Genomic DNA, 24,728 nt, shown 5'->3' with positions numbered 1-24,728 from the left:
TGTGAATTCGCACCCCCAAGCCTTGGCGCGGGGGCCAAGCCTCGCCATTGTCAGCTCATGCCCACGCCCAAGACCATTCTGATCATCGACGACGACGACGACCTGCGCGAGGCGCTGGCCGAGCAGTTGAACCTGCATGAGGAGTTCAAGACCCAGCAGGCCGCGACTGCGACCGACGGGGTGCGAATGGGACGCGAGATCCGCGCGGACCTGATCCTGCTGGACGTGGACCTGCCGGACATGGACGGTCGCGAGGCCTGTCGCCTGTTGCGCAAGGACGGGGTTTCGACCCCGGTGATAATGCTGACGGCGCAGTCGGCCGATGCTGACGCCATCCTGGGTCTGGACGCCGGGGCCAACGACTATGTCACCAAGCCTTTCCGGTTCGCCGTGCTTCTGGCCCGCATCCGCGCCCATCTGCGCAGCCACGAACAGTCCGAGGACGCGGTTTTCTCGATCGGGCCTTACGAGTTCCGTCCAGCCGCCAAGGTGCTGATGGACGCCAAGGGCAAGAAGGTGCGGTTGACCGAGAAGGAAACCAATATCCTGAAATACCTCTATCGCGCCGGGGCCAAGCCGGTGTCGCGCGAGGAGCTGCTGACCGAGGTCTGGGGCTATAACGCCGGGGTTACGACCCACACGCTGGAAACCCACATCTATCGCCTGCGCCAGAAGATCGAGCCGGAGCCGGGCCACGCACGGCTGTTGCTCACCGACGCGGGCGGATACCGGCTGCAGCCGTAAGGCTCAGTCGGTCGTCTTCGGGCGGATCGTGAACATCGGCAGGAAGACGTGCACTAGAGGACCGATGGTCACGGCGTAAAGCACTGTGCCCAGCCCGACCGAGCCGCCCAGCAGCCAGCCGACGGCGATGACGGCCAGCTCGATACTGGTCCGCACCCATTTGACCGGCCAGCCGGTGCGGGCGACGATCCCGGTCATCAGGCCGTCGCGCGGGCCGGGACCAAGGCCGGCGCCGATATAGGCCCCGCTGGCGACGCCGTTCAGAACGATCCCGCCGATCAGCAGGCTTGCTTGCAGCGGTAGGCCCAGGTCCGACGGGATCCAGTTCAGGCCGAAGTTGGCGACCGTGCCGATGACCAGAACATTGGCCACCGTGCCGATTCCCGGCTTCTGGCGCAAGGGAATCCACAGCAGCAACACGGCCATACCGATCAGATTGACGACCAGACCGAAGCTGATACCCGCCGGCCCGGCGAACCGTTCGAACACGCCCTGGTTCAGCACATCCCACGGATCCAGCCCCAGATCGGCGCGCACGATCAGGGCGATGGACAGGCCATAGAGGACGAGGCCGATAAAGAGCTGGATCAGGCGACGGGTCATAAATGACCCAAATGCGCCAAACCGGCTATGGAAAAAAGGGCCAGTCATGGCATTCTGGCCTGATGCCCCTCCGTTCCATCGGTCTTGTCTCCCTGACCCGCCATCTCGGCGCCTGGCGCGCGCCAGGCGCAGGGGCCGCCTATCGGCAGCTGGCGGGGGCGGTACGACTGCTGATCCTGGATGGCCGACTGCCGTTGGCGGCGCGGTTGCCTGGCGAGCGCGAACTGGCGCAGGCGCTGGGTTTGAGCCGCACGACCGTGTCGGCCGCCTATGGACGACTGCGGGATGACGGCTTTCTGACAGGCGGGCAGGGGGCGGCGGCGCGCACCAGCCTGCCGGCCGGGCCGGGACCAGGCCGCGAGGCCGCCGCAGAGGTGTCCGCAAAGTCGGGCCTGATCGACCTGACCGCCGCCGTCCTGCCGGCCGATCCGAATGTCCATGCCGCCTATGTGCGTGCTCTGGAGCGATTGCCGGCGAATCTGCCGGGACACGGCTATGAGACGGCGGGTCTGGAGGAACTGCGCGAGGCGGTGGCGGCGGGATACCGGCGGCGCGGCCTGGCGACCTCGCCGGGCCAGATCCTGATCACCCACGGCGCCCACAACGGCCTGGTCCATCTGCTGCGGCTGACGACGCGGCCCGGCGCCCCGGTGGTGTTCGATCATCCCACCTACCCGCAGGCCATCGACGCCATCCTGGCGGCGGGCGGTCGCGCCGTGCCGGTGGCCTTGCCCGACGGCGAAGGCGAGGAGGGCTGGGACGTTGAGGGGCTCATTGCGGCCTGTCGCAGCAGCGGCGCGGCGATGGCCTATCTGGTGCTGGACCACAACAATCCGACGGGGCGGATGATGCGGGCGTCGGATCGGACGCGGCTGCTGGCGGGGCTGAAGGGGTCCGAAACCTTGCTGGTGTTGGACGAGACCCTCGTCGAACTGACCTTGAGTGGACCCCCGGCGCTCAGCGCCTCCGCCGTCGATGCCCCGCGCATGGTCCGGCTGGGGTCCATGTCCAAGAGCGTCTGGGGCGGCCTGCGAATCGGCTGGATCCGCGCCGACCGGGCGGTGATCCAGCGCCTGGCCCAAAGCCGCGCTAGTTTCGATCTGGGGGTGCCGATCCTGGAGCAGTTGGCGGCGGTCGAGCTGTTGAGCGACGGCGGAAAGGCGCTGGCCGTGCGACGGCCCTTGCTGCGGGCGAGACGGGATCACCTTCGGGCGCGGTTGGCTGAACGGTTGCCCGACTGGGCCTGCCCGCGACCGGCCGGCGGCCTGTCGCTATGGGCGCGATTGCCTGCATCGATCAGTTCCGCCCTGACGATCCGGGCCGAGGCCGAAGGCCTGCGCCTCGCCGCCGGTCCGCGATTCGGCGTCGACGGCGCCTTCGAACGCCGTCTGCGCCTGCCCTACACCTTGCCTGAGGCTGATCTGGACGAGGCGGTGACCCGCCTGGCCCGCGCGGCGAAGAAGGTCGGCCGAGGCGGCAAGCCCGTGACGGCGACCAAGCCGGTCGCCGTCTATTAGGGATCAGACGTCCAGGTCGACGGTCACCGGAGCATGGTCGCTGGGGCGTTCCCACTCGCGGACGTCGTCGTGGATGCGGGCGGTGTCCCTGACCACGGCGGGGGTCAGGCCGGGCGAGGTCCAGATATGGTCCAGGCGCAGGCCGCGGTTGGACTTGCGGAAGTCGGCGGCGCGATAGCTCCACCAGCTGGCCAGCTTCTGCGGCTCGGGGAAACGGTCGCGCAGGACGTCGGCGAAACCGCCGGTTTCCTGAAGCCGGTTCAGGGTCTCGACCTCCAGCGGGGTGTGGCTGACGATCTTGGACATGTAGCGGTGGTTCCACACGTCGCCCTCGCCCGGCGCGATGTTGAAATCGCCGGCCATGACCAGGGCGCGTGACTTGTCCTGCTTGGCCACGATGGCGGTCAGCTGTTCGTAGAAGTCCATCTTGTGATCGAACTTGGGGTTCAGCGCGCGGTCGGGCACGTCGCCGCCGGCCGGGATGTAGAAGTTCTGGACGTCGATCCCCGCGACACGGGCGGACACGCAGCGGGCGTGGCCCAGCTTGCAGACCTGGAAGGTGTCACTGTCCTCAAGCGGCAGGCGGCTGGCGATGGCCACGCCGTGCCAGCCCTTCTGGCCCGCCACCCGCAGATGGGGCATGCCCATGTCCTCGAAGGCGCCGCGCGGAAACTGGTCCGTGGTGCATTTTATCTCCTGCAGCATCAGGACATCGGGCGCGCGCTCGGCGACGAAGCGCGCGACCTGGTCGATGCGCAGGCGGACGGAGTTGATGTTCCAGGTGGCGAGGCGAAGGGTCATGCCCCCGTCTAGCAGGCGCGCGGCGTAAAAAAAGCCCGGCCGCAACGGGCCGGGCTATGGGAGGTTCGTCTCTCTCGCCGCCGGGGAGGGGATATTGTCCGTGGCGGTAGAACGGCCGCCGCCGTTCATGTGGTCAAAGTGTCACTCGCGAACACAAAAGTCAAATCGTCACAATCAACGCTTGCGCGTGCTTATTAGGAAACAGTCCGAGGTCGGATCAGTCCGGCGTGTTGCGCGTCAGAGGGGCCGTCGCCCATTCGCCACGCCATTCGTAGGTCAGGGTGACGCAATGTCGATAGGCGCCGTCCGACCACCGTCCGACCGCCTGCATGGTCAGCGGGCGGGGCGCCCGCACCCGGCTCATGATCAGCCAGACCTCGTCCGAGCCAGGGCACAGGGCGCGAGCCAGACCGCGGCCGTCGCCGTCCTGATCCACGCCATAGATGTCGCTTTCCTCGGCCCCCGGCGGCAGGGCGCGTCTCGCCGCATCGGGGCCGCCACGCGTGAAGCCGGCCGTGCCGCGCGCCGAGGTCGAATAAAGCCTTTCGACCTGGACCGCGCCGAACAGGCCGCGGCGGACCTCCAGCGTCACGCCCTTGGTCAGGGCCTGGGTGATGCGGTCCGACGCATTGTAGGACAGGAACCGGGTGTCGGCCTGGGCCGGCGCAGCGGCTGAAGCCACGGCGGCGAGAGCGAGGGCGGAGGCGATGAAACGGCGCATGCGTCCCTCTTCGTCAGGCTTTGCGGCGAGAACTAGGCTTCGCCCCGATCAGTGCTCGCCAAGACAGCGCAGGGCGACTTCCAGATTGCGCAGGCCGTCCTCGCCCGTCACCGCCGGTGTTTCGCCGGTTGTGATGGTGCGCGCGAAGGCTTCCAGCTCCTTGCGAAGGGGCTCGGCGGGCCAGCTGTTCAGCATGCGGGTGGAATAGGAGCCGTCGGGCTGCTGGCCGAAATACTCCGTCACCTGGCGGGTGATCAGGTCGGCGACGATGAATTTGGTCTTGGTGGCGACCTGAAGCGTGCGGGTCTTGTAAGGGGTGACCCAGTTGGTGGTGATGTGGGCGATCACCCCATTGTCCAGCCGGAACTGGAGCAGGGCCGTGTCCTCGCGGTCGGCCCGGGTTCGGGCCAGTTGCGGCTGGACCTCGACGATTTCCGAACCCGTCAGATGGCGGATGATGTCGATGTCGTGGACCGCCAGGTCGATGACCACCCCGACCTCGCCCATGCGCGGCGGGAAGGGACCGACGCGGGTGATCTGGATGGAGATGATCTCGTCGTCGGCTACGGCGCGCTTGACCGTCTCGACCGCCGGATTGAACCGTTCGACCTGGCCGACCATCAGGACGCGGTCGTTGGCCTTTGCCGCGTCGATCATGCGCTGGGCGTCGGCGACGCTGGCGGCGATCGGTTTCTCAACCAGGACGTGGACGCCCTTTTCCAGCAGCGCCACGCCGATCTCGGCATGGAATCGATTGGGCGTGGCCACGATGGCGGCGTCCAGACCGGCGTCGACGAAGGCCTGGGCCGTGGTGACCGCGTTCGCTTCATAGGCGGCGGCGACGCCCTCGGCCGTCACCGCGTCGGGATCGAAGACGGTGGTCAGGTCGAACTCGCGCATCTCGGAGGCGACGCGCGCATGGTTGCGGCCCATGACGCCGACGCCGGCGACGCCGATCTTGAGGGCTGGAGTGTTCGGCATCAGATTCAACCCTTGTAGCTGGCGACGGCGACGATGACCTTGTCCTGGGTCGCCTCGTCCAGATCGGCGTGCATCGGCAGGCTGATGACCCGATCCTTGAGCCGTTCGGTTACGGGAAGGCCGCCTTCACCGCGCGGGAAACGCTGATAGGCCGGCTGCAGGTGCATGGGCACCGGATAATAGACGGCGGTGGGCACGCCCTGATCCTTGAGGTGGGCCGCCAGACCGTCCCGATCCTCATGCTCGACCGTATATTGGGCCCAGATCGACACGCCGCCGTCGATCACACGGGGCACGGCCGCGACGTGGGGCGCCAGCTTCTCGTTGTAGCGCGCGGCGATCCGGTTGCGCCATTCGATCTCCTGACCGAAGACATTCAGCTTCTCGATCAGGATGGCGGCCTGGATGGTGTCCAGGCGGCTGTTCATGCCGATGCGCATGGCCAGGTATTTGGGATCGTGAGCGAACGCGGCGGCGCCCGCCTGAAGGTCCTTGGCGACGACCTTTCCGTGGACGCGCAGCGAATCCATCTCCTGCGCCAGGTCGTCGTCGTCGGTCAGCACCGCCCCGCCGTCGCCATAGCAACCTAGCGGCTTGGCCGGAAAGAAGCTGGTCGTGGTCACGTCGGCCCATTTCAGCGGGTGGTCGCCGTTCAGGGTGCAGCCGAAGCCCTGGGCCGAATCCGAGATCAGCTTCAATCCGTGGCGGTCGCAGATCGCGCGGATGGCGGGATAGTCCGCTGGTTGGCCGAAAAGATCGACGGCGATGACCACCTTGGGCGTGAGGCGACCCTCGGCCTTGACCGCCTCGATGGCGGCTTCCAGGTGCGTCGGGTCCATATTGTAGGTGCGCGGATCGACATCCACGAATACGGGCGAGGCGCCCAGCCAAGGCACGACCTCGGCCGTCGCGGTGAAGGTGAAGCTGGGGCAGAAGACCGCGTCGCCCGTCCTTATGCCCCAGGCGATCAGGGGCAGGATCAGGGCGTCGGTGCCGTTGCCGCAACCCAGGGCGTGTTTGGCCTGACCGAAGGCGGCGAGGTCGGATTCGAACTGGCGGACCTGTGGCCCCATGACCCAGGCGCCCCCGACGACGGCTTCCTGGACGGCGGCCTCGATCCTGCCGGCGAGGCGCAGGCGCTGGGCCTGAAGGTCGATGAAGGGGATCATGAGGGACGCTCTCCACGGGGGATCGGGCGGCGACTCGACAAGGACGGGCCGCGAATGTCGGGCCGTCCTAGCAAGATCGCGCGCAGGGGCCAAATCGCGCGGCGTCACATCGCGTTGCCCTTTGCTACCACATCCGCCCCTTGGCGCCCGAAAGGATGCATCCTAATCCAGCGCCATGATGTCTCTCGCCGCCGCCCGGATCAGGGTCTCGAACTGGCTGTTCGACCATGCCCTGCCGCTGTGGGCCGACAAGGGCGTGGACGCGCAGGGCCGCTTCTTCGAGCAGCTTGATTTCGACGGTCGGCCCGTCACGGGCGTGCGTCGCCGCACCCGCGTTCAGGCCCGCCAGATCTATGTCTTCTGCGAAGCGGCCGCCCTGGGTTGGGAGCAGGGACGAGCCCCGGCCCAGGCGGGCCTCGACTGCCTGATCTCGACTTGTCGCAGGGATGACGGTTTGTGGATCGCAGCGACCGACGACGCCAGCGCGGTGATCGATGAGACATCTGATCTTTATGATCTGGCCTTTGTGCTGTTCGCCCTTGCGGCCTCGCATCGCATGCTGGGAGATGCGCGTGCGCGGCCGTTGGCGCTGGAGACCGTGACGGCGATCAATCTGAAGATGGCGTCGCCGCATGGCGGTTGGGAGGAGGGCTTGCCGCCGCGCCTGCCGCGCCGCCAGAATCCTCATATGCACATGCTGGAGGCCATGCTGGCCTGGCAGGCGGCGGCTCCCGATCCTGTGTTCGAGGCGGCGGCTCAGGTTTCGCTTGATCTCTGTCGGCGTCATTTCCTGATCGACGGGGCGATCCGGGAGTATTTCACCGACGATTGGCTGGTGGACCCCAGCGAGGGTCACGTCATCGAGCCGGGCCATCTGCAAGAATGGGCCTGGCTCCTGAAACAAGCGGGTAGTGCCGGCCCAGGCGCAGGCGTCGCCGAGGGGCTGCATCGCCGAGCGGTGGCGCAAGGCCGTTGCGATGGTTTCACGATCCGCGAGATCGACCCGTCCGGCGCGCCGCGTGACGCCGGTCGTCGGCTGTGGGCCCAGACCGAGGCCATTCGCACAGGCCTGAGTTTTGGCGACGCCGCCGCTCCAGCCTTGATCGCCAAGGTCTTCGACACCCATCTGGCCACCGACGTTCCGGGCCTGTGGGTGGACAGTTATGATGCTGACGGTCGGTCGCATGACCAGGCCGTACCGGCGTCCAGCCTGTACCACCTGATGACGGCCTTTTCCGAAGTCCTGAGATACAAGCCATGACCGGTGTTCCCGCCGCCTTTCTGGATCGGGACGGCGTCCTGATCGAGGACAGCGGCTATCCGCATCGGCCCGAGGATCTGAAGCTGATTCCCGGCGCGGCGGCGGCTGTGCGACGCATGAACCAGGGCGGCTATCGCACCGTCATCGTCACCAACCAGTCGGGCGTGGCGCGGGGGCTGTTCAGTGAGGCGCAGATGGAAGCCTTCAATGACTTGTTGGTCGCCCGGCTGGTCCAGGACGGGGCCGTCATCGACGCGGTCTATGCCGCGCCCTTCCACCCCGATGCGGTCGAGGCGCGTTATCGCCATCCCGATCACCCCGACCGCAAGCCCAATCCCGGCATGTTGCTGCGGGCGATCGCCGAGCATGATCTGGACCCGGCGCGATCCTTCATCATCGGCGATCAGAAGCGCGATCTGCAGGCGGGCGAGCGGGCAGGCGTGGCGGGGTTCCTGTTCGAGGGCGGCGACCTGGACGCCTTCGTGCGCGATGTGGTGGGTCTCTAAAGACCGGACGTCGCATTTCCTCGTCTGGTGAATTACTCTGATCGAAAATCGGAGGAGATCGCCAATGAACGCGCCCTATCCCTTTGTCGAACGGCGCTGGACCTCGCCGGATGGTCTCAGCCTTTTCGCGCGCGACTATGCGCCCGGCCCCGGCGTCGCGCGCCCGCCGGTCATCGCCATCCATGGCCTGACCCGCAACAGCGCCGATTTCGAAGCCATTGCGCCTTTATTGGCCCAGAGCGGGCGGCGGGTGCTGGCGGTGGACGTGCGCGGGCGAGGCCTGTCGGATCGTGCGCCCGACCCTATGACCTACATGCCCGACGTCTATGCGAAGGATGTGCTGGCCCTGATGGAGCAGTCGGGGATCGACCGTGCGATCTTCCTTGGCACCTCCATGGGCGGGCTGATCACCATGGCGCTGACGGCGATGAAGCCCAGAGCGGTGGTCGCGGCGATCCTGAACGACATCGGGCCGGAAGTGGCGCCCGAGGGGCTGGCGCGCATCGCGGCCTATAGCGGTCAGCCGGTCGAGATCGGGTCGTGGGCCGATGCGGCCGTCTATGCGAAGCGGATCAATGCGGTCGCCTTTCCGCACTATTCGGACGCGGACTGGGACGCCTTCGCCCGGCGCATCTTCCGCCAGCAGCCGGGTGGGGAGATCGGGCTGGACTACGACCCCGACATCGCCGTGCCGATCCGCGCGGCGGGCGCCAAGGCGCTGGTTCCCAATCTTTGGCCCATGTTCCGGCGACTGGCGCGGAAAAAGCCGACCCTGCTGGTGCGCGGCGCCAACTCGGATCTGCTGAGCGCCGACATCGCCGAGCGGATGAAGAAGGCCGCGCCCGCCATGGCCTATGTCGAGGTTCCCGGTATCGGCCACGCCCCCATGCTGGACGAGCCGGAGGCCAGGGCGGCGATCTTCGAGTTCCTGTCCGAGGTCTATTAGTCCTTGGTGGGATCGACCTGCGACGCATCCCCATAGGTCAGGGCCAGGAAGACGTCTTCCAGGTCCGGATCCTCGGTGGTGATGTCGGCGATGGTGACGCCGGCGGCGCGGACGGCGTTGATGACCTGTTCCACCGACGACTGACCCTTCTTGTAGGTTACGGCGAAGGCGCCGCCGGGACGGGGCGTGACCTGGAAGCCGTCAAGGATCGGCGGAGTCATCTGCGGCGTCTCTGGGGTCACGACCACATTGCGGCTGTCCAGACGACGCAGAAGCTGCGGCGTCGGTTCGCAGGCCACGACCTCGCCCCGGTTGACGATGGCGATGGTGTCGCAGAGCTCCTGCGCCTCTTCGAGATAGTGGGTGGTCAGGACGATGGTCACGCCCTCGGCGTTGATCTGGCGGACATAGGCCCACAGCTGGCGGCGCAGTTCGACGTCCACGCCGGCCGTCGGTTCGTCCAGGATCAGGATCGGCGGATTATGGACCAGCGCCTTGGCCACCATCAGGCGACGCTTCATGCCGCCGGACAGGGCGCGGACATAGGCGTTGGCCTTGTCCGACAGGCCCAGCGCCGCCAGCAGTTCGTCCGAGCGACGCTCGTTCTTCGGCACGCCATAGAAACCGGCCTGGACCTCCAGCGACTCGCGCGGGGTGAAGAAGACGTCGGCGACGATCTCCTGCGGCACGACGCCCAGGGCGGCGGCGGCGTCGCGCGGCTCCTTGTCGATGTCGCGGCCCCAGATTTTCACCGAGCCTTCCGACTTTTTCACAACCCCGGCCAGAATGTTGATCAGGGTGGACTTGCCTGCCCCGTTCGGACCCAGCAGGCCGAAGACCGATCCGCGGGGAATGACCAGATCGACCCCGCGCAGGGCCGTCTTGGGCGCGGCCTTCTTGGACCCGGCGTAGGTCTTCTTCAGCCCGTGCACCTCGATGGCGTTGTCGGGCAGGGCGGGGGTCTCTGACATGATCGGCTATTCACTCGGGCGGGACGGCGAGCGGCATAGGTAGGGCGCGCGGCTGTATTCGCCAACCTGTCCCATGGCGAGGGTGCGACAAGCGTGCCTGTCCTTGTGTCAATGATGCTTGACTGACTGCAAATTTATGTCTAGGTTGCTTGTCATAAAGACAACCTAGCTTGATGGAGACAGTCAATGACCACCGTTCAAAAAGCCAAGACGCCCCTGACCCGCACCCGCCTGATCGGCTTCATCGCCATGGGCGTCTGCGCCATCGGCTATATCGGCGGGGGACTGGCGCTGCTGGCGGGCAAGACCGATCAGATCGAGATGACGCATGCCGCCATCGCCGGCGCCGCCTTGTTGGTCATCGGCGAGATCGGTCTGTGGGTCGGCGCCGGCTGCCTGGGTCTGACCCTGTTCAAGAAGCGCAAGGCGATGCTGAACCGTCTTCTGGGCCGTCGCCCGGCGGCGCCCACCGAGGTTTGACCTTCGGGGCCGGTCCGCCTAGGAAGCCCGCAAGCCTTCCACACCGGACCGCATCATGCCCCCCCGCCATTCCGACGCCATCATCCCGCCGCCCGAAGAGATCGTGGTCTCCACCAAGCGCGTGGCCTGCGACGGTGGCGGTGGTGCGCTGGGTCACCCGCTGGTCTACATGGACATGGGCGAGGACGACTTCATCGAGTGCGGCTATTGCGACCGGCGTTTCGTCCTGTCGGCCCATCCGCACGACGAGAACGAATATCTGAGCCCGGCCGCCCGCGCGCCCGAGGCCCACTGAGCCCGAGTCCCTGAGTTCGTAACCTCAGTTCAGTCGCGGTGTGACGGCGTCTGGGTCTATAGAGCGCTGACACGCTGTTCGGACGGAGACGAGCCTTGCGCTATCTGCATACCATGGTCCGGGTAAAGGACATCGACGCCTCGCTGCATTTCTACTGCGACCTTCTGGGTCTGCAGGAGGTGCGGCGCACCGAGAACGAGGCGGGGCGGTTCACCCTGGTCTTCCTCGCCGCGCCCAAGAACCTGGCGCAGTCGGCGGCGGAACGCTGTCCTGAAGTCGAGCTGACGTTCAACTGGGACCCGGAAGAGTATCAGGGCGGCCGCAACTTCGGCCATCTGGCCTACAAGGTCGACGACATCTACGCCGCCTGCCAGACGTTGATGGACGGCGGGGTGACGATCAACCGCCCGCCGCGCGACGGCAACATGGCCTTCGTGCGCTCGCCCGACGGCATCTCCATCGAACTGCTGCAGGAAGGCGCGCCGCTGGCGCCGGCCGAGCCCTGGGTCTCGATGCTCAATACCGGAGCATGGTGATGCGTGGGGGGCAGGGTCTATCGCTGACCTTGGCGGCGTTGGCCCTGACCCTGTCGGCCTGCGCCTCGACCACCGAGAGCAATACGGGCCGTACAGCGACGGAGCAGCTTCTTCTGGCGCGGGCGTCGGACAAGGCGGTCGAAGGCCTGGTCTTGCCGCTGCCGCTCGGGGCCTCGGTCTTCGTCGATGACGCCTATTTCCAGGGCGAGGGCACGCGTTACGCCGTCAGCGCCATTCGCAGCGGCATCTCCGACGCCGGTTTCAGCCTGGCGCGCAACAAGGACGAGGCGAACGCGGTGTTCGAAATCCGCGCCGGCGCCCTGTCGCTGGAGCAGATGCGGCGCGTGTTCGGCATTCCCGAGATGCGGATCCCGATCAACGAGACCCTGAACGTCGTCTCCCTGCCGGAACTGTCGGTCTACAGCCACCGCGACCGTGTCGGCGTCGCCGAGTTTTCAGGCTTCCTCTACGAGGCCAAGACGGGTGCGCCTCTGGGCGCCGTGGTGCCGATGATCGGGACGTATCGCATCCGCAGCCACAAGGCCTTCATGGTGGTGGCCTGGGGCCAGCAGCAGGCTCAGCCGGGTCAACGCGATCCCGGATCGAGCTGGACCGAATTCTGACGCTGACGCGGGGGCTTCGGCCCCCTATGTTCCGGCCATGACCGAGACGACCGCCCCCGAAACGACCGAGACCGAACATCCCCAAGATCGGGCCCAAGATCGAACACTGACGCAGGACGGCCCCGCGCTGCGGCTGTGGATGATCGACGCCTCGGCCTATATCTTCCGCGCCTATCACGCCCTGCCGCCGCTGACGCGCAAGTCGGACGGCCTGCCGGTGGGGGCGGTCCAGGGCTACTGCAACATGTTGTGGAAGCTGCTCAAGGACATGAAGGGCGCCGACGGTCCGACGCACCTGGTGGCCATATTCGACCATTCGGAAAAGACGTTCCGCAACACCCTGTACGACCAGTACAAGGCCCACCGCCCGCCGCCGCCCGAGGACCTGATCCCGCAGTTTCCGCTGGTGCGCGAGGCGACGGCGGCGTTCGGCGTCCATTGCGTCGAACTGCCCGGCTACGAGGCCGACGACCTGATTGCGACATACGCCTGCAAGGCGCGCGATGCGGGCGGCGAGGCGGTGATCGTCTCGTCCGACAAGGATCTGATGCAGTTGATCGGCGGCGGCGTCGTGATGTGGGATCCGATGAAGGACCGGCGTCTGGCCGAGGCCGAGGTGTTCGAGAAGTTCGGCGTCGGCCCCGAAAAGATGGTCGATCTGCAGGCCCTGATCGGCGACAGCGTCGACAACGTCCCCGGCGCGCCGGGCATCGGGCCGAAGACGGCGGCCCAGCTGCTGGACGAATACGGCGATCTGGACACCCTGCTGGCCCGCGCCGACGAGATCAAACAACCCAAGCGGCGCGAGACCCTGATCGCCTTCGCCGATCAGATCCGCCTGTCGCGCGAACTGGTGCGCCTGACGTGCGATGCGCCGGCGCCGGAGCTGATCGACGACTTCGCCGTGCGCGATCCCGATCCCGAAATCCTGTCGGCCTTTCTGGAGACGATGGAGTTTCGCTCGCTTCAGCGCCGGGTCGGCGACGGCAAGGCCGGCCCCAGCGACGTCTCGGCCTTTGCGCCCAAGCGCGCGCCGAACCTGAACGCCCCCATCGCCACGCCGCGTTACGGGCAGGTCGTGGAAGGCCCGACCGAGGTTCAGACATTCGACCACGCCGTCTATGAATGCGTTCAGACCGAAGAGGCGCTGGATCGGTGGATCGCGCGGGCGACCGAGGTCGGCGTCGTCGGCTTCGACACCGAGACCGACGCCCTGTCGGCGACCCATGCGGGCCTGTGCGGCATGTCGCTGGCGGTGGGGCCGAACGAGGCCTGCTACATCCCCCTGACCCACGAGCATGAGCCGCAGGCGAACGACGGCGGCCTGTTCGGCGAGCCGGGAGAGGCGCGCGAGCCGATCCATCAGCTGGACAAGCCGACGACCCTGGCGAAGCTGAAGACGCTGCTGGAAGACCCGTCGGTCCTGAAGGTGTTGCAGAACGCCAAATACGACATCGCCGTCATGGCGCGTCGAGGCATTCGCGTCGCGCCCTATGACGATACCATGCTGATCTCCTATGTGCTTGAGGGCGGGCTGCACGGGCACGGCATGGACGAGCTGTCACGCCTGCACCTCGGCCACGAACCGATTCCGTTCAAGCGCGTGGCGGGGACCGGCAAGAGCCAGAAATCCTTCAAGCACGTCGCCCTGAAGCCGGCGGCGGAATATGCGGCCGAGGATGCGGACGTGACGCTACGGCTGTGGCGCATCCTCAAGCCCCGGCTGGCGCGCGAGGGCCTGTCCACCGTCTATGAGACGCTGGAGCGTGGGATGCCGACCGTGCTGGCGGACATGGAGCTGAACGGCGTCCGTATCGATCCCGACCGTCTCAAACGCCTGTCCAGCGAGTTCGGCCTGCGCATGGCCGAGCTGGAGGCCCAGGCCCACGAGATCGCCGGACGGCCCTTCAACATCGGCTCGCCGCGTCAGATCGGCGAGATCCTGTTCGGCGAGCTGAACCTGCCGGGCGGCAAGAAGACCGCCTCCGGTCAATGGGGCACAGACGCCAGCGTGCTGGAGGAACTAGCGCTCAGTCACGATCTGCCGCGCGTTCTGCTGGACTGGCGCCAACTGTCCAAGTTGAAGGGCACCTATACCGACGCCCTGACCGCCGCCGCCGACCCCAGGACCGACCGCGTCCACACCAGCTATCAACTGGCCGCCGCCACCACCGGCCGTCTGGCGTCCAGCGATCCAAATCTTCAAAACATTCCGATCCGCACCGAGACCGGCCGCGAAATCCGCCAGGCCTTCATCGCCGCGCCCGGCAATGTTCTGATCAGCGCCGACTACAGCCAGATCGAACTGCGCCTGCTGGCCCATATCGGCGACATCCCCGAGCTGAAGCGCGCCTTCAAGGCGGGGCTAGACATTCACGCCGCCACGGCGTCCGAGATGTTCGGCGTTCCTGTCGAGGGCATGCCGTCCGAGACCCGGCGCCGCGCCAAGGCCATCAACTTCGGCATCGTCTACGGCATCTCGGCCTTCGGCCTAGCCAACCAGCTGGGCATCGATCAGGGCGAGGCCGGGGCCTATATCAAGACCTATTTCGAACGCTTCCCCGGCATCCGCGCCTATATGGACAAGACCAAGGCCGAGGTCCGCCAGGCCGGCTTCGTCTCCACCGTCTTCGGCCGCCGTATCCACATCCCCGCCATCCACTCGAAATCGGGCGCCGAACGCCAGTTCGGCGAGCGCGCCGCCATAAACGCCCCGATCCAGGGCGCCGCCGCCGACATCATCCGCCGCGCGATGATCCGCATGCCCGCCGCCCTGACCGAGGCTGGCCTTTCCACGCGCATGCTGCTGCAAGTCCACGACGAACTGGTCTTCGAAGCCCCCGAGGCCGAAGCCGACCGCGCCATAACCGTCATCAAGCGTGTGATGGAAAACGCATCCGACCCGGCCGTCGCCCTGACCGTGCCGCTGGTGGTGGACGCACGCGCGGCGTCGAACTGGGACGCCGCGCACTGATCTGGCTTCAGGCCGCCATCATGCCGATGTCGTCGGGGACTTCGCCGCGGCCCAGAAGGCCGGTTTCGAAGTCCATGAAGATGTCCATCAGCTCTTCGACGTTCACCGGGGCGGCGCCGGGGCCGAAGCGGAAGCGCCAGTAGCTGACGATGTGCTGCACCGCGCCCAGCTGGTCGCCCAGCTTGGCGAACATCGAGGGGGCGTCCAGCAGGAAGTCGCGGAAGGCGGTGGGGCGACCCTCCTGCGTCAGCTTGGCGTAGGCGTCGTCATAGATGCGAAGGGTGCGGCTGACTTCGTCGCAGGTCTTGATGATGCGACCGCGCAGGACGTCGCGGCTGCGGGCCAGATATTCCTTGGCGGCGCGATCGGTCTTGCCGACGGGCTTGATGGTGCGCACGGCCTCGGCGACGGCGGCGACCTCGCCCAGCAATGCGGCCAGGGTCCATTTGTAATAGAGGAAGCCCTTCCAGCAGAAGACGCCCTCCTGATACTGCTCCGGCGCCAGGCGCAGGGTCAGGCGCAGGGCGTCGAGTTGGTCTCCTGGCGTGTTGGACAGGATCTTGGACGCCATCCGCCCGGCCGAATCTGAGTTCACCGCGATGGTGTCGGGCCCCAGGCTGAGGGTCACCAGCGGTTCGATCTCGCTGCGGACGAAGGCCAGCATGCGCTGAAGATCGCTGTCGCTGATCGAGAAATAGCAGGGCGAGGGATCCAGGCCGCCGCGCCGCAACTGCTCGCGCAGCAGGAAGGGATCCAGCGACGGCAGTTTGTCGATCAGGCGCAGGGTCTCGATGTCCGGATGGGTGGCGGCGACGCCGAACGCCTCCATCATCATCCGCTCGAACCCGATCTGATTGACGAAGACGTAGCGGCCGCCAGTTTTGAGATCCGCGTCGTCGATGGGGATGACCACCTTGGTGGCGACCTGGCGACGGCCGGTGAACAGGTCGGTCTCGTTGCGACGCAGCCGGTGCTTGATGATCAGGCCGCGGTTCAGGGCCGGGGTGCGGAAGATCGGACGCGCGGCCCAATCAGGATTGCGCACGGCGCCGTCGGCGGAGCTGTCGCCGTTCTCTTCCCACACGCGCAGCAAGTTGAGCACGCGGGCGGTGGAGGCCGAGCTCTTGAGATGTTCGAGATTGCGGACGGCGCGATCAGTCATGTCGTGCAGATTGCACCGGCAATCGTGACCAAATGGCTTAGCTTGGTGCAAAAAAGAACGGGGGTCGCCGAAGCGCGCCCCCGTCAGATGACTTCAGCTATGGGGATCAGAAGGCGGCCGTGACCGAGATCCACAGGCGGCGCGGCTCCTGATTGTTGGCGAACTCGGGGGCATAGGCGACCGGGCTGCCGTAGGGCAGCAGGCTGACGAAGTCCTTGTCGAACAGGTTATAGACGACCGCATTGACCGTCAGATTGTCGTCGATGCGGTAGGCGCCGCCGAGGTGGAACAGGCTGTAGGCCTCATAGTCGCCCAGCGCCGTCTGGGCGTCGCCGGCGCCGCGATAGCGCGCCGAACGGTATTCGCCCCGCAGCCACAGGTTCATCCGGTCGGTGGCGTTCCAGCGCAGATTGGCGTTGACCATATGCTCGGGCGTGTCGGTCAGGGGCTGGCCGGCGGCGGCGCCCGACTTCTGTTCGCTGTCGGTGAAGGTGTAGTTGCCCTGAAGCGTCCAGGCGTCATTGAAGCGGTAACGCGCTGTCGCCTCGACCCCCTGCGTGACCGCCTCGTCGATATTGATGCTCTGGCCGAAGGTGGGGACGGTCGAGATATAGGCCGTATAGAAGCCTACGTCGAAACAGCCCGATGTGTTGTAGCCGCCGGCCGCATACTGGGCTGGGGTCAGGCCGAACAGGCAGTTGGCGATGGGCACGCCGGTTGCGATCTTGTCGTCGAACTGGTTGTGGAAGACGGTGATCCCTGCGCGCAGGCGGTCATGATCGTCATAGAGAACGGCGAACTCGGTCGAGGTCGAGGTTTCCGGCATCAGACCCGGGCTGCCCAGCAAGGGCAGGCGGCCCTGGGCGCCGAAGCCGTTGATGCCTGAGGCCAGCTGTTCCAGGCGCGGGGTCTTGAAGCCCTGGCTGACGCCGCCCTTGACCGTCCAGACGTCGGTCGGATTCCACACCAGATAGGCGCGCGGGCTGAAGTGCGAGCCGAAGGTCGAGTGGTCGTCGTGACGCGCGCCGACCGTCAGAGCCAGGGTGTCAGTGAAACGCCATTCGTCCTCGGCGAAGACGGCCCACTGGGTGTGGTTGAACGTGCCAGAGACCACGCCGTCCGTCATCTCGGCTTCCCAGTGCTGGCCGCCGACGGTGAAGGTGTGGTTGCGCCACTGCGAGAACAGCTTGGTGTCGAAGATGCGGTTCTCGCTCTCCAAATCGCGCGGGCTGCCGGCGCCGGCGACGCCATTTGGGATGATCCGGCCCTTGGTCTCGGTCGTGGCGATCGAATAGTTGGATTCCAGTGTGCCGAACGGCAGGCGCCAGTTATGGGCGATGGCGATCTGGTCGCGGTTGAACTCCAGGAACTTGTCATAGCCGCCGGCGGTGGTGGCGGTGCCCATCTGGCCCTTGGCGTTGTCGTACCACTGGCGGCCGACGTCGGCGTCGATCCACAGGTCGTGGTCGGGGTGCAGGTCGAAGGCCAGGCGCGCGCCGGCCGACCAGATTTCGTTGGCGGTGGCGCTGCGGCCGAAACCTGTGACCGGGGTTTCCGCGCCGGCGACGTTTTCGAACGTCAGGCGCGACTGTTCGCGTTCCGAACGCGAGCCGCGGATCGACAGTCCCACGCGGTCCTTGATCAACGGGCCGGCCAGATAGACGTCCCCGCCGCGGATCGGCCCGAACTCGTCATCGCCCTGGATCGTGTAATGGGCGCTGGCCGAGCCGTGCCATTCGTCACCGATCTTGCGGGTGATGATGTTGACCACGCCGCCCATGGCGTCGGATCCATAAAGGGTCGAGACGGGGCCGCGCACGACCTCGACCCGTTCGATGGCCGAGACGGGGGGCAGGAAGCTGGTGGACGTTTCGCCGAAACCGTTGGGGGTCACGCTGCCGGCCGTGTTCTGGCGGCGGCCGTCGATCAGGATCAGGGTGTAGTCAGAGCCCATGCCCCGGATGTTGATGGTCTGGCCGCCGGACTTGCCGACGGCGGCGCCGGTATCGACGCCTTCGACATTGTTCAGGATCTCGGCGAGCGAGACGGCGCGGACCTCTTCGATTTCGGCGCGGGGAATGACGCTGATCGAGGCGGGGGCCTGGTTGATGCGCTGTTCGAAGCCCGAGGCGGTGACCACGATCTCGCTCAGCTCGGCCGTCTGCGTCGCCTGTCCGGCCGTGACCGGCTGAACGGTCTCCGCCAGGGCGGCGCCCGAGGTCAGGCCGAAAGCGCAGGAAGCGCCGGCCAACAGGCGAGCGCGGGTCGAGAAGGTCATGATCGGAATAGCCCCTGATATTTGCGAGCGCCTCTCAACAGCATTCGCAATCATAGTCCAAGGGGGGTGCGCCCATCCGTCGCAAGCGGCGCCGTATCGCCACAGGCTGTGATGGGGCGCCGCTGGCGTGTGATGGTGATCCGGGTTTAGAACGACGGCATGCAGATCTTCGACATCCTGATCATCGTCGCCATCGCCGCCGTGACGATCACCCTGGGCTTTGGCCTCTATTCCCTGTTCCGGGGCGGGGACTATGCGCGGACCAATTCCAACAAGCTGATGCGGCTGAGGGTCGGGCTTCAGGCGCTGGCCGTGATCCTTCTGGTCGTCGGCATGATGTGGAAGGCGGCGAAGGGGGCCTGATCATGGTGACGCTGAACAAGATCTATACCCGGACGGGCGATGACGGACGGACGCGGCTGGCGTCGGGCGCCCCGGCGTCCAAGAGCGACGCCCGTGTCGAGGCCTATGGCGCTGTGGACGAGTTGAACGCCGTAATCGGCGTGGCGCGGCTGAACAGCGGCCAGAACGACCGCATCGACGCCATGCTTGGCCGTATACAGAATGAGCTGTTCGACCTGGGCGCCGATCTGGCGACGCCGCTGGATCCGCCCCCGGCCTGGGAGGCTCTGCGGATCATCGACACCCAGGTGGCGCGGCTGGAGCAGGAAATCGACTGGATGAACGAGAGCCTCAAGGCCCTCGACAGCTTCATCCTGCCGGGCGGCGCCCCGCTGTCGGCGCATCTGCATGTGGCGCGCACCGTCTGCCGCCGGGCGGAACGCGAGGCCGTGCGACTGGTCGAAAGCGGCGAGGCGGTGAATATCGAGGCGGTCAAATATCTGAACCGCCTGTCGGACCATCTTTTCGTCGCGGCCCGCCGCGCCAATGCGAACGGCGCCAGTGACGTGAAATGGAAACCGGGCGCGACCCGTTAGTCGTTACGCGGCGGGCCTTGCCGCAGCCAGGGCCGCCTTCTGGCGTTCGACCTCGACGGCGCGGGCGCGGTCCTCGGCGGCGAGTTGCTGTTCGATGCGGACCAGTTCCCGGTTCTTTTCGGCCGAGGCTTCCTCGCGCGAGACGCCGTTGGGCCGGCCCGTGATCTGGGCGATGGAGATGGGCTGGGCGCAGATACGGCTGTCCATGTCGTACCATTTGCCGGCCGCTTCGCACCGCTTGCCCGGTGCGACCCAATAATCCTGCAGGATGAAAATCCCCACGATGGCGACGCCGAACAGGCCAAAGAAAATCATCGCCAGGCGGGGAAAGGTCAGGAAACGCTTCATCTCGTGGTCCGTTGGGTGAGGGTCGCAGCCACAGCTTGACCCCGCGTTACGTTGACAGGCCTTCGCGACCGCTCCATGTCCTGCCCTCACATTCAGGCGATTTCACGGATAGACCCATGAAGGTACTCGTCCCCGTCAAACGGGTGATCGACTATAACGTCAAGGCCCGCGTGAAGGCGGACCAGTCAGGCGTCGATCTGGCCAACGTCAAGATGAGCATGAATCCCTTCGACGAGATCGCCGTCGAAGAGGCGGTTCGTCTGAAGGAAGGCAAGGAACATCACGCCGCCGGCACCGCGACCGAGATCGTCGTGGTTTCCATCGGCGTGACCCAGGCCCAGGAGACCATCCGCACCGCCCTGGCCATGGGCGCGGATCGGGGCATCCTGATCCAGTCGGACACGGACCTGGAGCCGCTGGCGGTCGCCAAGCTGCTGAAGGCGGTGGTCGAGGAAGAAAAGCCCGACCTGGTGCTGATGGGCAAACAGTCCATCGACGGCGACAATAATGCGGTGGGCCAGATGCTGGCCGCCCTGCTGGACTGGCCCCAGGCGACCTTCGCCGGCAAGCTGGTGATCGAAGGCGGCAAGGCGACGGTGACGCGCGAGGTCGACGGCGGTCTGCAGACCCTGGCCGCCGAACTGCCGGCGGTGGTGACGGTGGACCTGCGGCTGAACACGCCGCGCTACGCGTCTCTGCCCAACATCATGAAGGCCAAGAAGAAGGAGATCGCCGTCAAGGCGGTCGCCGACTATGGCGTCGATGTCGCCGACCGTCTGAAGGTGCTGAAGGTCACCGAGCCGCCCAAGCGGTCGGCCGGCGTCAAGGTGGCCGATGCGGCCGAACTGGTTTCCAAGCTCAAGTCCGTGGGAGCGCTGTAATATGGCTGTCCTCGTCATCGCCGATCACGACGGCTCGACCGTTCGCGACACCACAAACAAGACCGTGACCGCCGCGCTGGGCCTGTCGTCCGACGTGGATGTCCTGGTCGTCGGGCAGGGGGCGCAGGCCGCTGCTGATGCGGCTTCGAAAATCGCCGGCGTCCGCAAGGTGCTGCTGGCCGAGAGCGGCGGCCTGGGCCACGGCTTGGCCGAGGCGGTGACGGACACCGTCACGCCCCTGGCCGCCGGCTACGACGCCATCCTGACGCCCGCCTCGACCGACGGGAAGAATTTCGCCCCCCGGATCGCCGCCATGCTGGACGTCGCCCCGATCTCGGACATCATCGAGGTGGTCTCGGCCGATACCTTCGTGCGGCCGATCTACGCCGGCAACGCCCTGGAGACGGTCCAGTCGGCGGACGCCAAGAAGGTGATCACCGTGCGTCCGACGGCCTTCGCCGCAGCCGCCGAGGGCGGGTCCACCCCGGTCGAGAGCGTCGCCGGCGCCGAGGCGCCCAAGACGGCCTTCGTCTCCGAGGAAATGGTCAAGTCGGATCGCCCGGATTTGGGCGCCGCCAAGATCGTGGTCTCGGGCGGTCGCGCCCTGGGCTCCGCGGACGAGTTCCATGCCGTGCTGGAGCCCCTGGCCGACAAGCTGGGCGCCGCCATCGGCGCCTCGCGCGCGGCGGTCGACGCCGGCTACGCCCCCAACGACTACCAGGTCGGCCAGACCGGCAAGGTCGTGGCCCCGGCCCTGTACATCGCCATCGGCATCTCGGGCGCCATCCAGCACCTGGCCGGGATGAAGGACTCCAAAACCATCGTCGCCATCAACAAGGACCCCGACGCCCCGATCTTCCAGGTCGCGGATTACGGCCTGGTCGGCGACTACAAGACCATCGTACCGGAGCTGATGACCGCTCTGGGCTAAGTCTTGGTTAGACCAATATGCGAGGGCGCGGCTTCGAACGGAGCTGCGCCCTTTTTCTTGCCCGTAGAGGATCGGATGGCGAACCTGCCCATAAGGCTGCAGCCCGGCGCGGCGGTGGATCGCATCGAGGGCTGGGAGGCGGACCCCGAGGGACGGCGCGTGCTCAAGGTGCGCGTCCGCGCCCGTCCCATAGATGGAGAGGCCAATGACGCACTGATCCGGCTGCTGGCCAAGAGCCTCGGCGTGTCGAAGTCTTCCGTGACCGTGGTGCGCGGCGGCCAGTCGCGGTCGAAGATGGTTGTCGTCGATGGCCTAGATGACGAGACGCTGGGCGCACGAATCGCCGAAATCCTTTCCGACGACTGAGGGCGACCGTTTCGGTGATTGGCGCGTTCTCCATACAAGTTGGAGAACAGACCCATGACCACGGACGCCCGTATCCTTCACGCCCGCAGCGGCGTCGTTCTCGAACAGAGGGGCGAAGCCTTCGCCGTCTCAAGCCTGCGCCTGGCGGAGCCGTTGGCCTTCACGGATGTATCCCAGGCGCAGCTCGCGTTCGACAAAGAGGTCACGGCTTCCGAGCAGGACCCGGAGCTGATGTCCCGTTTAGGCGGGGCCTGAGGCAGCCGAGTTGCCTGGAACCTGCCGGCTTACATAGCGGGCTGACGGTGTGTTCCGCCGCTGGCTGACCATGACTCTTTGAGAAACTTTCCCCGAACTGTCAGAATCTGGTTGCGGACAAAAGTGGGTCTACGTATAGAGCCGCCTCGCTCGGAAACGGGCCGGCCGACGGGGTCGCGGGGGTCTTGATCCTCACGGTTTCACGGAAGGAGGGGTTGAAAAACTTCTTGCTTTCATCGGTTGGTTTCACTAGGTTCCGCGCTCCAATCGAATGACGGGTTTTTAGAGGTAAGCCTCGCTTTCCTCCGGTGGTTTCTTGCGGTCTGAAGGGTTCGCCTTTCTCTCCAAAAGATCTCTGAAAAGAGCGGTTGACATGAGGTTCGGCGGTCTTTAAATCCCCGCCTCCGCCGACGACACGGCGCTAAACAAGTCGGGCCGCTGATGCGGTTTAGGTCTTTGACATTGTTGATTTGGAAAGAGAAACGCAGGCGGCGGTGTTCTTGCGATGATCCTAGAAGGTCATCATACGACACTGACTATCTGCGGTCTTTTTGAAAAGATACCATGCGTCGGTCTTCGGATCGATGAATGGGAACTCGTCAATAAAATACGTAGAACTAATGCCAAGACGTCCTTCGGGATGTTCTTAAGCTTAGGTCAGAAGTCAACTCAACCTGAGAGTTTGATCCTGGCTCAGAGCGAACGCTGGCGGCAGGCCTAACACATGCAAGTCGAACGAACTCTTCGGAGTTAGTGGCGGACGGGTGAGTAACACGTGGGAACGTGCCTTTTGGTTCGGAATAACTCAGGGAAACTTGTGCTAATACCGAATGTGCCCTTCGGGGGAAAGATTTATCGCCATTAGAGCGGCCCGCGTCTGATTAGCTAGTTGGTGAGGTAAAGGCTCACCAAGGCGACGATCAGTAGCTGGTCTGAGAGGATGATCAGCCACATTGGGACTGAGACACGGCCCAAACTCCTACGGGAGGCAGCAGTGGGGAATCTTGCGCAATGGGCGAAAGCCTGACGCAGCCATGCCGCGTGAATGATGAAGGTCTTAGGATTGTAAAATTCTTTCACCGGGGACGATAATGACGGTACCCGGAGAAGAAGCCCCGGCTAACTTCGTGCCAGCAGCCGCGGTAATACGAAGGGGGCTAGCGTTGCTCGGAATTACTGGGCGTAAAGGGAGCGTAGGCGGACATTTAAGTCAGGGGTGAAATCCCGGGGCTCAACCTCGGAATTGCCTTTGATACTGGGTGTCTTGAGTATGAGAGAGGTATGTGGAACTCCGAGTGTAGAGGTGAAATTCGTAGATATTCGGAAGAACACCAGTGGCGAAGGCGACATACTGGCTCATTACTGACGCTGAGGCTCGAAAGCGTGGGGAGCAAACAGGATTAGATACCCTGGTAGTCCACGCCGTAAACGATGATTGCTAGTTGTCGGGATGCATGCATTTCGGTGACGCAGCTAACGCATTAAGCAATCCGCCTGGGGAGTACGGTCGCAAGATTAAAACTCAAAGGAATTGACGGGGGCCCGCACAAGCGGTGGAGCATGTGGTTTAATTCGAAGCAACGCGCAGAACCTTACCACCTTTTGACATGCCTGGACCGCCAGAGAGATCTGGCTTTCTCTTCGGAGACTAGGACACAGGTGCTGCATGGCTGTCGTCAGCTCGTGTCGTGAGATGTTGGGTTAAGTCCCGCAACGAGCGCAACCCTCGCCATTAGTTGCCATCATTTAGTTGGGAACTCTAATGGGACTGCCGGTGCTAAGCCGGAGGAAGGTGGGGATGACGTCAAGTCCTCATGGCCCTTACAGGGTGGGCTACACACGTGCTACAATGGCGACTACAGAGGGTTAATCCTTAAAAGTCGTCTCAGTTCGGATTGTCCTCTGCAACTCGAGGGCATGAAGTTGGAATCGCTAGTAATCGCGGATCAGCATGCCGCGGTGAATACGTTCCCGGGCCTTGTACACACCGCCCGTCACACCATGGGAGTTGGTTCTACCCGAAGGCGCTGCGCTGACCGCAAGGGGGCAGGCGACCACGGTAGGGTCAGCGACTGGGGTGAAGTCGTAACAAGGTAGCCGTAGGGGAACCTGCGGCTGGATCACCTCCTTTCTAAGGATGCTTCTCCAGGCCGTCTCTCACGAGGCTGTCTATTGAGGCTCCAATAGCGAAGCGCTTCACAGCGCCGAGCACAAACGGCGGAACGCCGCCGTCTCCGTTTCTCTTTCCACTTTCGTCATCGACGCATCGACCATTCGGGTCGTTGTATTGGTGACGCGATCGCGAGCCTGGGTCGCCATTTTCACTTGAAGAATGGGCCCGGCTGTCGCTGCCATAGGCCCGTAGCTCAGGTGGTTAGAGCGTACGCCTGATAAGCGTAAGGTCGGCAGTTCGAGTCTGCCCGGGCCTACCAGGACTTCTG

25 protein-coding genes, 1 tRNA gene and 1 rRNA gene are annotated in these 24,728 nt (G+C 65.4%); 18 read left to right on the top strand and 9 right to left on the bottom strand.

Annotation, left to right across the window (positions count from 1 at the left end; translation table 11 throughout):
* Window positions 1-57: 57 nt before the first annotated feature.
* Complete coding sequence (locus ACP693_RS01385; protein ID WP_135194334.1) at window positions 58-744, top strand: response regulator transcription factor; 687 nt, start codon at window positions 58-60, stop codon at window positions 742-744.
* A 3-nt stretch (window positions 745-747) separates the two neighbouring features.
* Here the strand turns inward: ACP693_RS01385 and ACP693_RS01380 are convergent, their stop codons facing one another.
* Window positions 748-1,347 (bottom strand): YczE/YyaS/YitT family protein, encoded by a 600-nt coding sequence (locus ACP693_RS01380; RefSeq protein WP_426019521.1) that lies wholly within the window; start codon window positions 1,345-1,347, stop codon window positions 748-750.
* Window positions 1,348-1,409: 62 nt separating this feature from the next.
* Here ACP693_RS01380 and ACP693_RS01375 point away from each other — a divergent pair, with 62 nt between their 5' ends.
* Window positions 1,410-2,864: a PLP-dependent aminotransferase family protein gene (locus tag ACP693_RS01375; RefSeq protein WP_426019522.1), complete on the top strand. Its 1,455-nt coding sequence runs from the start codon at window positions 1,410-1,412 to the stop codon at window positions 2,862-2,864.
* 3 nt (window positions 2,865-2,867) lie between these two features.
* Here the strand turns inward: ACP693_RS01375 and ACP693_RS01370 are convergent, their stop codons facing one another.
* From ACP693_RS01370 to ACP693_RS01355, 4 genes are all read right to left on the bottom strand, one after another.
* Window positions 2,868-3,665 (bottom strand): exodeoxyribonuclease III, encoded by a 798-nt coding sequence (locus ACP693_RS01370; protein ID WP_426019523.1) that lies wholly within the window; start codon window positions 3,663-3,665, stop codon window positions 2,868-2,870.
* A 217-nt stretch (window positions 3,666-3,882) separates the two neighbouring features.
* A complete protein-coding gene (locus ACP693_RS01365; protein ID WP_426019525.1) occupies window positions 3,883-4,386 on the bottom strand; it encodes a hypothetical protein in 504 nt (167 codons plus the stop codon).
* A gap of 48 nt (window positions 4,387-4,434) precedes the next feature.
* On the bottom strand, window positions 4,435-5,367 hold the full coding sequence (locus ACP693_RS01360) for a Gfo/Idh/MocA family protein (protein WP_426019527.1): 933 nt from the start codon (window positions 5,365-5,367) through the stop codon (window positions 4,435-4,437).
* A gap of 5 nt (window positions 5,368-5,372) precedes the next feature.
* The gene (locus tag ACP693_RS01355; protein ID WP_426019529.1) at window positions 5,373-6,536 is read right to left on the bottom strand and encodes a DegT/DnrJ/EryC1/StrS family aminotransferase; all 1,164 of its coding nucleotides are present in this window, start codon (window positions 6,534-6,536) and stop codon (window positions 5,373-5,375) included.
* A gap of 175 nt (window positions 6,537-6,711) precedes the next feature.
* On the opposite strand from ACP693_RS01355, the gene ACP693_RS01350 reads away from it, so the two are divergent.
* From ACP693_RS01350 to ACP693_RS01340, 3 genes are all read left to right on the top strand, one after another.
* Window positions 6,712-7,797 carry an AGE family epimerase/isomerase gene (locus ACP693_RS01350; protein ID WP_426019530.1) on the top strand — a complete coding sequence of 362 codons (1,086 nt, stop codon included), beginning with the start codon at window positions 6,712-6,714 and terminating at the stop codon, window positions 7,795-7,797.
* Window positions 7,794-8,303 carry a D-glycero-alpha-D-manno-heptose-1,7-bisphosphate 7-phosphatase gene (locus tag ACP693_RS01345; protein ID WP_426019532.1) on the top strand — a complete coding sequence of 170 codons (510 nt, stop codon included), beginning with the start codon at window positions 7,794-7,796 and terminating at the stop codon, window positions 8,301-8,303. The genes ACP693_RS01350 and ACP693_RS01345 overlap by 4 nt, the downstream gene beginning before the upstream one ends.
* Window positions 8,304-8,367: 64 nt before the next feature.
* Window positions 8,368-9,249, top strand: a complete 882-nt coding sequence (locus ACP693_RS01340; RefSeq protein ID WP_426019534.1) for an alpha/beta fold hydrolase — start codon at window positions 8,368-8,370, stop codon at window positions 9,247-9,249.
* On the opposite strand, the gene ACP693_RS01335 is transcribed toward ACP693_RS01340, so the two are convergent.
* A complete protein-coding gene (locus tag ACP693_RS01335; protein ID WP_135194344.1) occupies window positions 9,246-10,220 on the bottom strand; it encodes an ABC transporter ATP-binding protein in 975 nt (324 codons plus the stop codon). The two genes, ACP693_RS01340 and ACP693_RS01335, sit on opposite strands and share 4 nt — an antisense overlap.
* Window positions 10,221-10,406: 186 nt before the next feature.
* Here ACP693_RS01335 and ACP693_RS01330 point away from each other — a divergent pair, with 186 nt between their 5' ends.
* The 5 genes from ACP693_RS01330 (at window position 10,407) to polA (ending at window position 15,128) form a co-directional block, all read left to right on the top strand.
* Window positions 10,407-10,700 (top strand): hypothetical protein, encoded by a 294-nt coding sequence (locus ACP693_RS01330; protein WP_409717172.1) that lies wholly within the window; start codon window positions 10,407-10,409, stop codon window positions 10,698-10,700.
* 55 nt (window positions 10,701-10,755) lie between these two features.
* Window positions 10,756-10,995, top strand: coding sequence for a zinc-finger domain-containing protein (locus tag ACP693_RS01325; protein ID WP_159848963.1), 240 nt, complete (start codon window positions 10,756-10,758; stop codon window positions 10,993-10,995).
* Between the two features lie 95 nt (window positions 10,996-11,090).
* Entirely contained in the window at window positions 11,091-11,531 is a 441-nt protein-coding gene (locus ACP693_RS01320; protein ID WP_426019537.1) for a VOC family protein, read from the top strand.
* The gene (locus ACP693_RS01315; protein ID WP_426019539.1) at window positions 11,531-12,154 is read left to right on the top strand and encodes a DUF6655 family protein; all 624 of its coding nucleotides are present in this window, start codon (window positions 11,531-11,533) and stop codon (window positions 12,152-12,154) included. Before ACP693_RS01320 ends, ACP693_RS01315 begins: the two co-directional genes overlap by 1 nt.
* A gap of 139 nt (window positions 12,155-12,293) precedes the next feature.
* Window positions 12,294-15,128 (top strand): DNA polymerase I, encoded by a 2,835-nt coding sequence (gene polA, locus ACP693_RS01310; protein ID WP_426019650.1) that lies wholly within the window; start codon window positions 12,294-12,296, stop codon window positions 15,126-15,128.
* Between the two features lie 7 nt (window positions 15,129-15,135).
* Here the strand turns inward: polA and ACP693_RS01305 are convergent, their stop codons facing one another.
* Together ACP693_RS01305 and ACP693_RS01300 are read right to left on the bottom strand one after the other, a co-directional pair.
* Entirely contained in the window at window positions 15,136-16,290 is a 1,155-nt protein-coding gene (locus ACP693_RS01305) for a hypothetical protein (RefSeq protein WP_426019541.1), read from the bottom strand.
* Between the two features lie 106 nt (window positions 16,291-16,396).
* Window positions 16,397-18,568, bottom strand: a complete 2,172-nt coding sequence (locus tag ACP693_RS01300; protein ID WP_426019542.1) for a TonB-dependent receptor domain-containing protein — start codon at window positions 18,566-18,568, stop codon at window positions 16,397-16,399.
* Window positions 18,569-18,727: 159 nt separating this feature from the next.
* On the opposite strand from ACP693_RS01300, the gene ACP693_RS01295 reads away from it, so the two are divergent.
* Window positions 18,728-18,931, top strand: a complete 204-nt coding sequence (locus ACP693_RS01295) for a twin transmembrane helix small protein (RefSeq protein ID WP_159848945.1) — start codon at window positions 18,728-18,730, stop codon at window positions 18,929-18,931.
* Window positions 18,932-18,933: 2 nt separating this feature from the next.
* Window positions 18,934-19,506: a cob(I)yrinic acid a,c-diamide adenosyltransferase gene (locus tag ACP693_RS01290; protein WP_426019543.1), complete on the top strand. Its 573-nt coding sequence runs from the start codon at window positions 18,934-18,936 to the stop codon at window positions 19,504-19,506.
* A gap of 3 nt (window positions 19,507-19,509) precedes the next feature.
* Here ACP693_RS01290 and ACP693_RS01285 read toward each other — a convergent pair whose 3' ends face one another.
* Complete coding sequence (locus tag ACP693_RS01285; RefSeq protein ID WP_426019544.1) at window positions 19,510-19,854, bottom strand: hypothetical protein; 345 nt, start codon at window positions 19,852-19,854, stop codon at window positions 19,510-19,512.
* Window positions 19,855-19,970: 116 nt separating this feature from the next.
* Between ACP693_RS01285 and ACP693_RS01280 the strand changes: the two genes are divergently transcribed.
* From ACP693_RS01280 to ACP693_RS01255, 6 genes are all read left to right on the top strand, one after another.
* On the top strand, window positions 19,971-20,735 hold the full coding sequence (locus ACP693_RS01280; protein WP_426019546.1) for an electron transfer flavoprotein subunit beta/FixA family protein: 765 nt from the start codon (window positions 19,971-19,973) through the stop codon (window positions 20,733-20,735).
* A gap of 1 nt (window position 20,736) precedes the next feature.
* Window positions 20,737-21,666 carry an electron transfer flavoprotein subunit alpha/FixB family protein gene (locus ACP693_RS01275; protein WP_426019547.1) on the top strand — a complete coding sequence of 310 codons (930 nt, stop codon included), beginning with the start codon at window positions 20,737-20,739 and terminating at the stop codon, window positions 21,664-21,666.
* A gap of 75 nt (window positions 21,667-21,741) precedes the next feature.
* On the top strand, window positions 21,742-22,032 hold the full coding sequence (locus ACP693_RS01270) for a DUF167 domain-containing protein (protein ID WP_426019549.1): 291 nt from the start codon (window positions 21,742-21,744) through the stop codon (window positions 22,030-22,032).
* Window positions 22,033-22,086: 54 nt separating this feature from the next.
* Window positions 22,087-22,287: a hypothetical protein gene (locus ACP693_RS01265; protein ID WP_426019551.1), complete on the top strand. Its 201-nt coding sequence runs from the start codon at window positions 22,087-22,089 to the stop codon at window positions 22,285-22,287.
* A 670-nt stretch (window positions 22,288-22,957) separates the two neighbouring features.
* Window positions 22,958-24,418, top strand: a 16S ribosomal RNA gene (locus ACP693_RS01260).
* 224 nt (window positions 24,419-24,642) lie between these two features.
* Window positions 24,643-24,719: transfer RNA gene (locus tag ACP693_RS01255), tRNA-Ile, on the top strand.
* The last annotated feature ends 9 nt before the right edge of the window (window positions 24,720-24,728 follow it).

The sequence above is a fragment of the Brevundimonas sp. TWP1-3 genome (assembly GCF_049896085.1).
GTDB lineage: Bacteria > Pseudomonadota > Alphaproteobacteria > Caulobacterales > Caulobacteraceae > Brevundimonas.
The sequence above is the reverse complement of the archived record's forward strand: the minus strand, read 5'-3'. Positions and strand labels throughout refer to the sequence as shown.

What these genes read in the sequence shown, in the direction of transcription:
- ACP693_RS01385 (WP_135194334.1), top strand. Translation starts at nt 58, where the DNA reads ATGCCCACGCCCAAGACCATTCTGATCATCGACGACGACGACGACCTG.
- ACP693_RS01380 (WP_426019521.1), bottom strand. Translation starts at nt 1,347, where the DNA reads ATGACCCGTCGCCTGATCCAGCTCTTTATCGGCCTCGTCCTCTATGGC.
- ACP693_RS01375 (WP_426019522.1), top strand. Translation starts at nt 1,410, where the DNA reads ATGCCCCTCCGTTCCATCGGTCTTGTCTCCCTGACCCGCCATCTCGGC.
- ACP693_RS01370 (WP_426019523.1), bottom strand. Translation starts at nt 3,665, where the DNA reads ATGACCCTTCGCCTCGCCACCTGGAACATCAACTCCGTCCGCCTGCGC.
- ACP693_RS01365 (WP_426019525.1), bottom strand. Translation starts at nt 4,386, where the DNA reads ATGCGCCGTTTCATCGCCTCCGCCCTCGCTCTCGCCGCCGTGGCTTCA.
- ACP693_RS01360 (WP_426019527.1), bottom strand. Translation starts at nt 5,367, where the DNA reads ATGCCGAACACTCCAGCCCTCAAGATCGGCGTCGCCGGCGTCGGCGTC.
- ACP693_RS01355 (WP_426019529.1), bottom strand. Translation starts at nt 6,536, where the DNA reads ATGATCCCCTTCATCGACCTTCAGGCCCAGCGCCTGCGCCTCGCCGGC.
- ACP693_RS01350 (WP_426019530.1), top strand. Translation starts at nt 6,712, where the DNA reads ATGATGTCTCTCGCCGCCGCCCGGATCAGGGTCTCGAACTGGCTGTTC.
- ACP693_RS01345 (WP_426019532.1), top strand. Translation starts at nt 7,794, where the DNA reads ATGACCGGTGTTCCCGCCGCCTTTCTGGATCGGGACGGCGTCCTGATC.
- ACP693_RS01340 (WP_426019534.1), top strand. Translation starts at nt 8,368, where the DNA reads ATGAACGCGCCCTATCCCTTTGTCGAACGGCGCTGGACCTCGCCGGAT.
- ACP693_RS01335 (WP_135194344.1), bottom strand. Translation starts at nt 10,220, where the DNA reads ATGTCAGAGACCCCCGCCCTGCCCGACAACGCCATCGAGGTGCACGGG.
- ACP693_RS01330 (WP_409717172.1), top strand. Translation starts at nt 10,407, where the DNA reads ATGACCACCGTTCAAAAAGCCAAGACGCCCCTGACCCGCACCCGCCTG.
- ACP693_RS01325 (WP_159848963.1), top strand. Translation starts at nt 10,756, where the DNA reads ATGCCCCCCCGCCATTCCGACGCCATCATCCCGCCGCCCGAAGAGATC.
- ACP693_RS01315 (WP_426019539.1), top strand. Translation starts at nt 11,531, where the DNA reads ATGCGTGGGGGGCAGGGTCTATCGCTGACCTTGGCGGCGTTGGCCCTG.
- polA (WP_426019650.1), top strand. Translation starts at nt 12,294, where the DNA reads ATGATCGACGCCTCGGCCTATATCTTCCGCGCCTATCACGCCCTGCCG.
- ACP693_RS01305 (WP_426019541.1), bottom strand. Translation starts at nt 16,290, where the DNA reads ATGACTGATCGCGCCGTCCGCAATCTCGAACATCTCAAGAGCTCGGCC.
- ACP693_RS01300 (WP_426019542.1), bottom strand. Translation starts at nt 18,568, where the DNA reads ATGACCTTCTCGACCCGCGCTCGCCTGTTGGCCGGCGCTTCCTGCGCT.
- ACP693_RS01295 (WP_159848945.1), top strand. Translation starts at nt 18,728, where the DNA reads ATGCAGATCTTCGACATCCTGATCATCGTCGCCATCGCCGCCGTGACG.
- ACP693_RS01290 (WP_426019543.1), top strand. Translation starts at nt 18,934, where the DNA reads ATGGTGACGCTGAACAAGATCTATACCCGGACGGGCGATGACGGACGG.
- ACP693_RS01285 (WP_426019544.1), bottom strand. Translation starts at nt 19,854, where the DNA reads ATGAAGCGTTTCCTGACCTTTCCCCGCCTGGCGATGATTTTCTTTGGC.
- ACP693_RS01280 (WP_426019546.1), top strand. Translation starts at nt 19,971, where the DNA reads ATGAAGGTACTCGTCCCCGTCAAACGGGTGATCGACTATAACGTCAAG.
- ACP693_RS01275 (WP_426019547.1), top strand. Translation starts at nt 20,737, where the DNA reads ATGGCTGTCCTCGTCATCGCCGATCACGACGGCTCGACCGTTCGCGAC.
- ACP693_RS01270 (WP_426019549.1), top strand. Translation starts at nt 21,742, where the DNA reads ATGGCGAACCTGCCCATAAGGCTGCAGCCCGGCGCGGCGGTGGATCGC.
- ACP693_RS01265 (WP_426019551.1), top strand. Translation starts at nt 22,087, where the DNA reads ATGACCACGGACGCCCGTATCCTTCACGCCCGCAGCGGCGTCGTTCTC.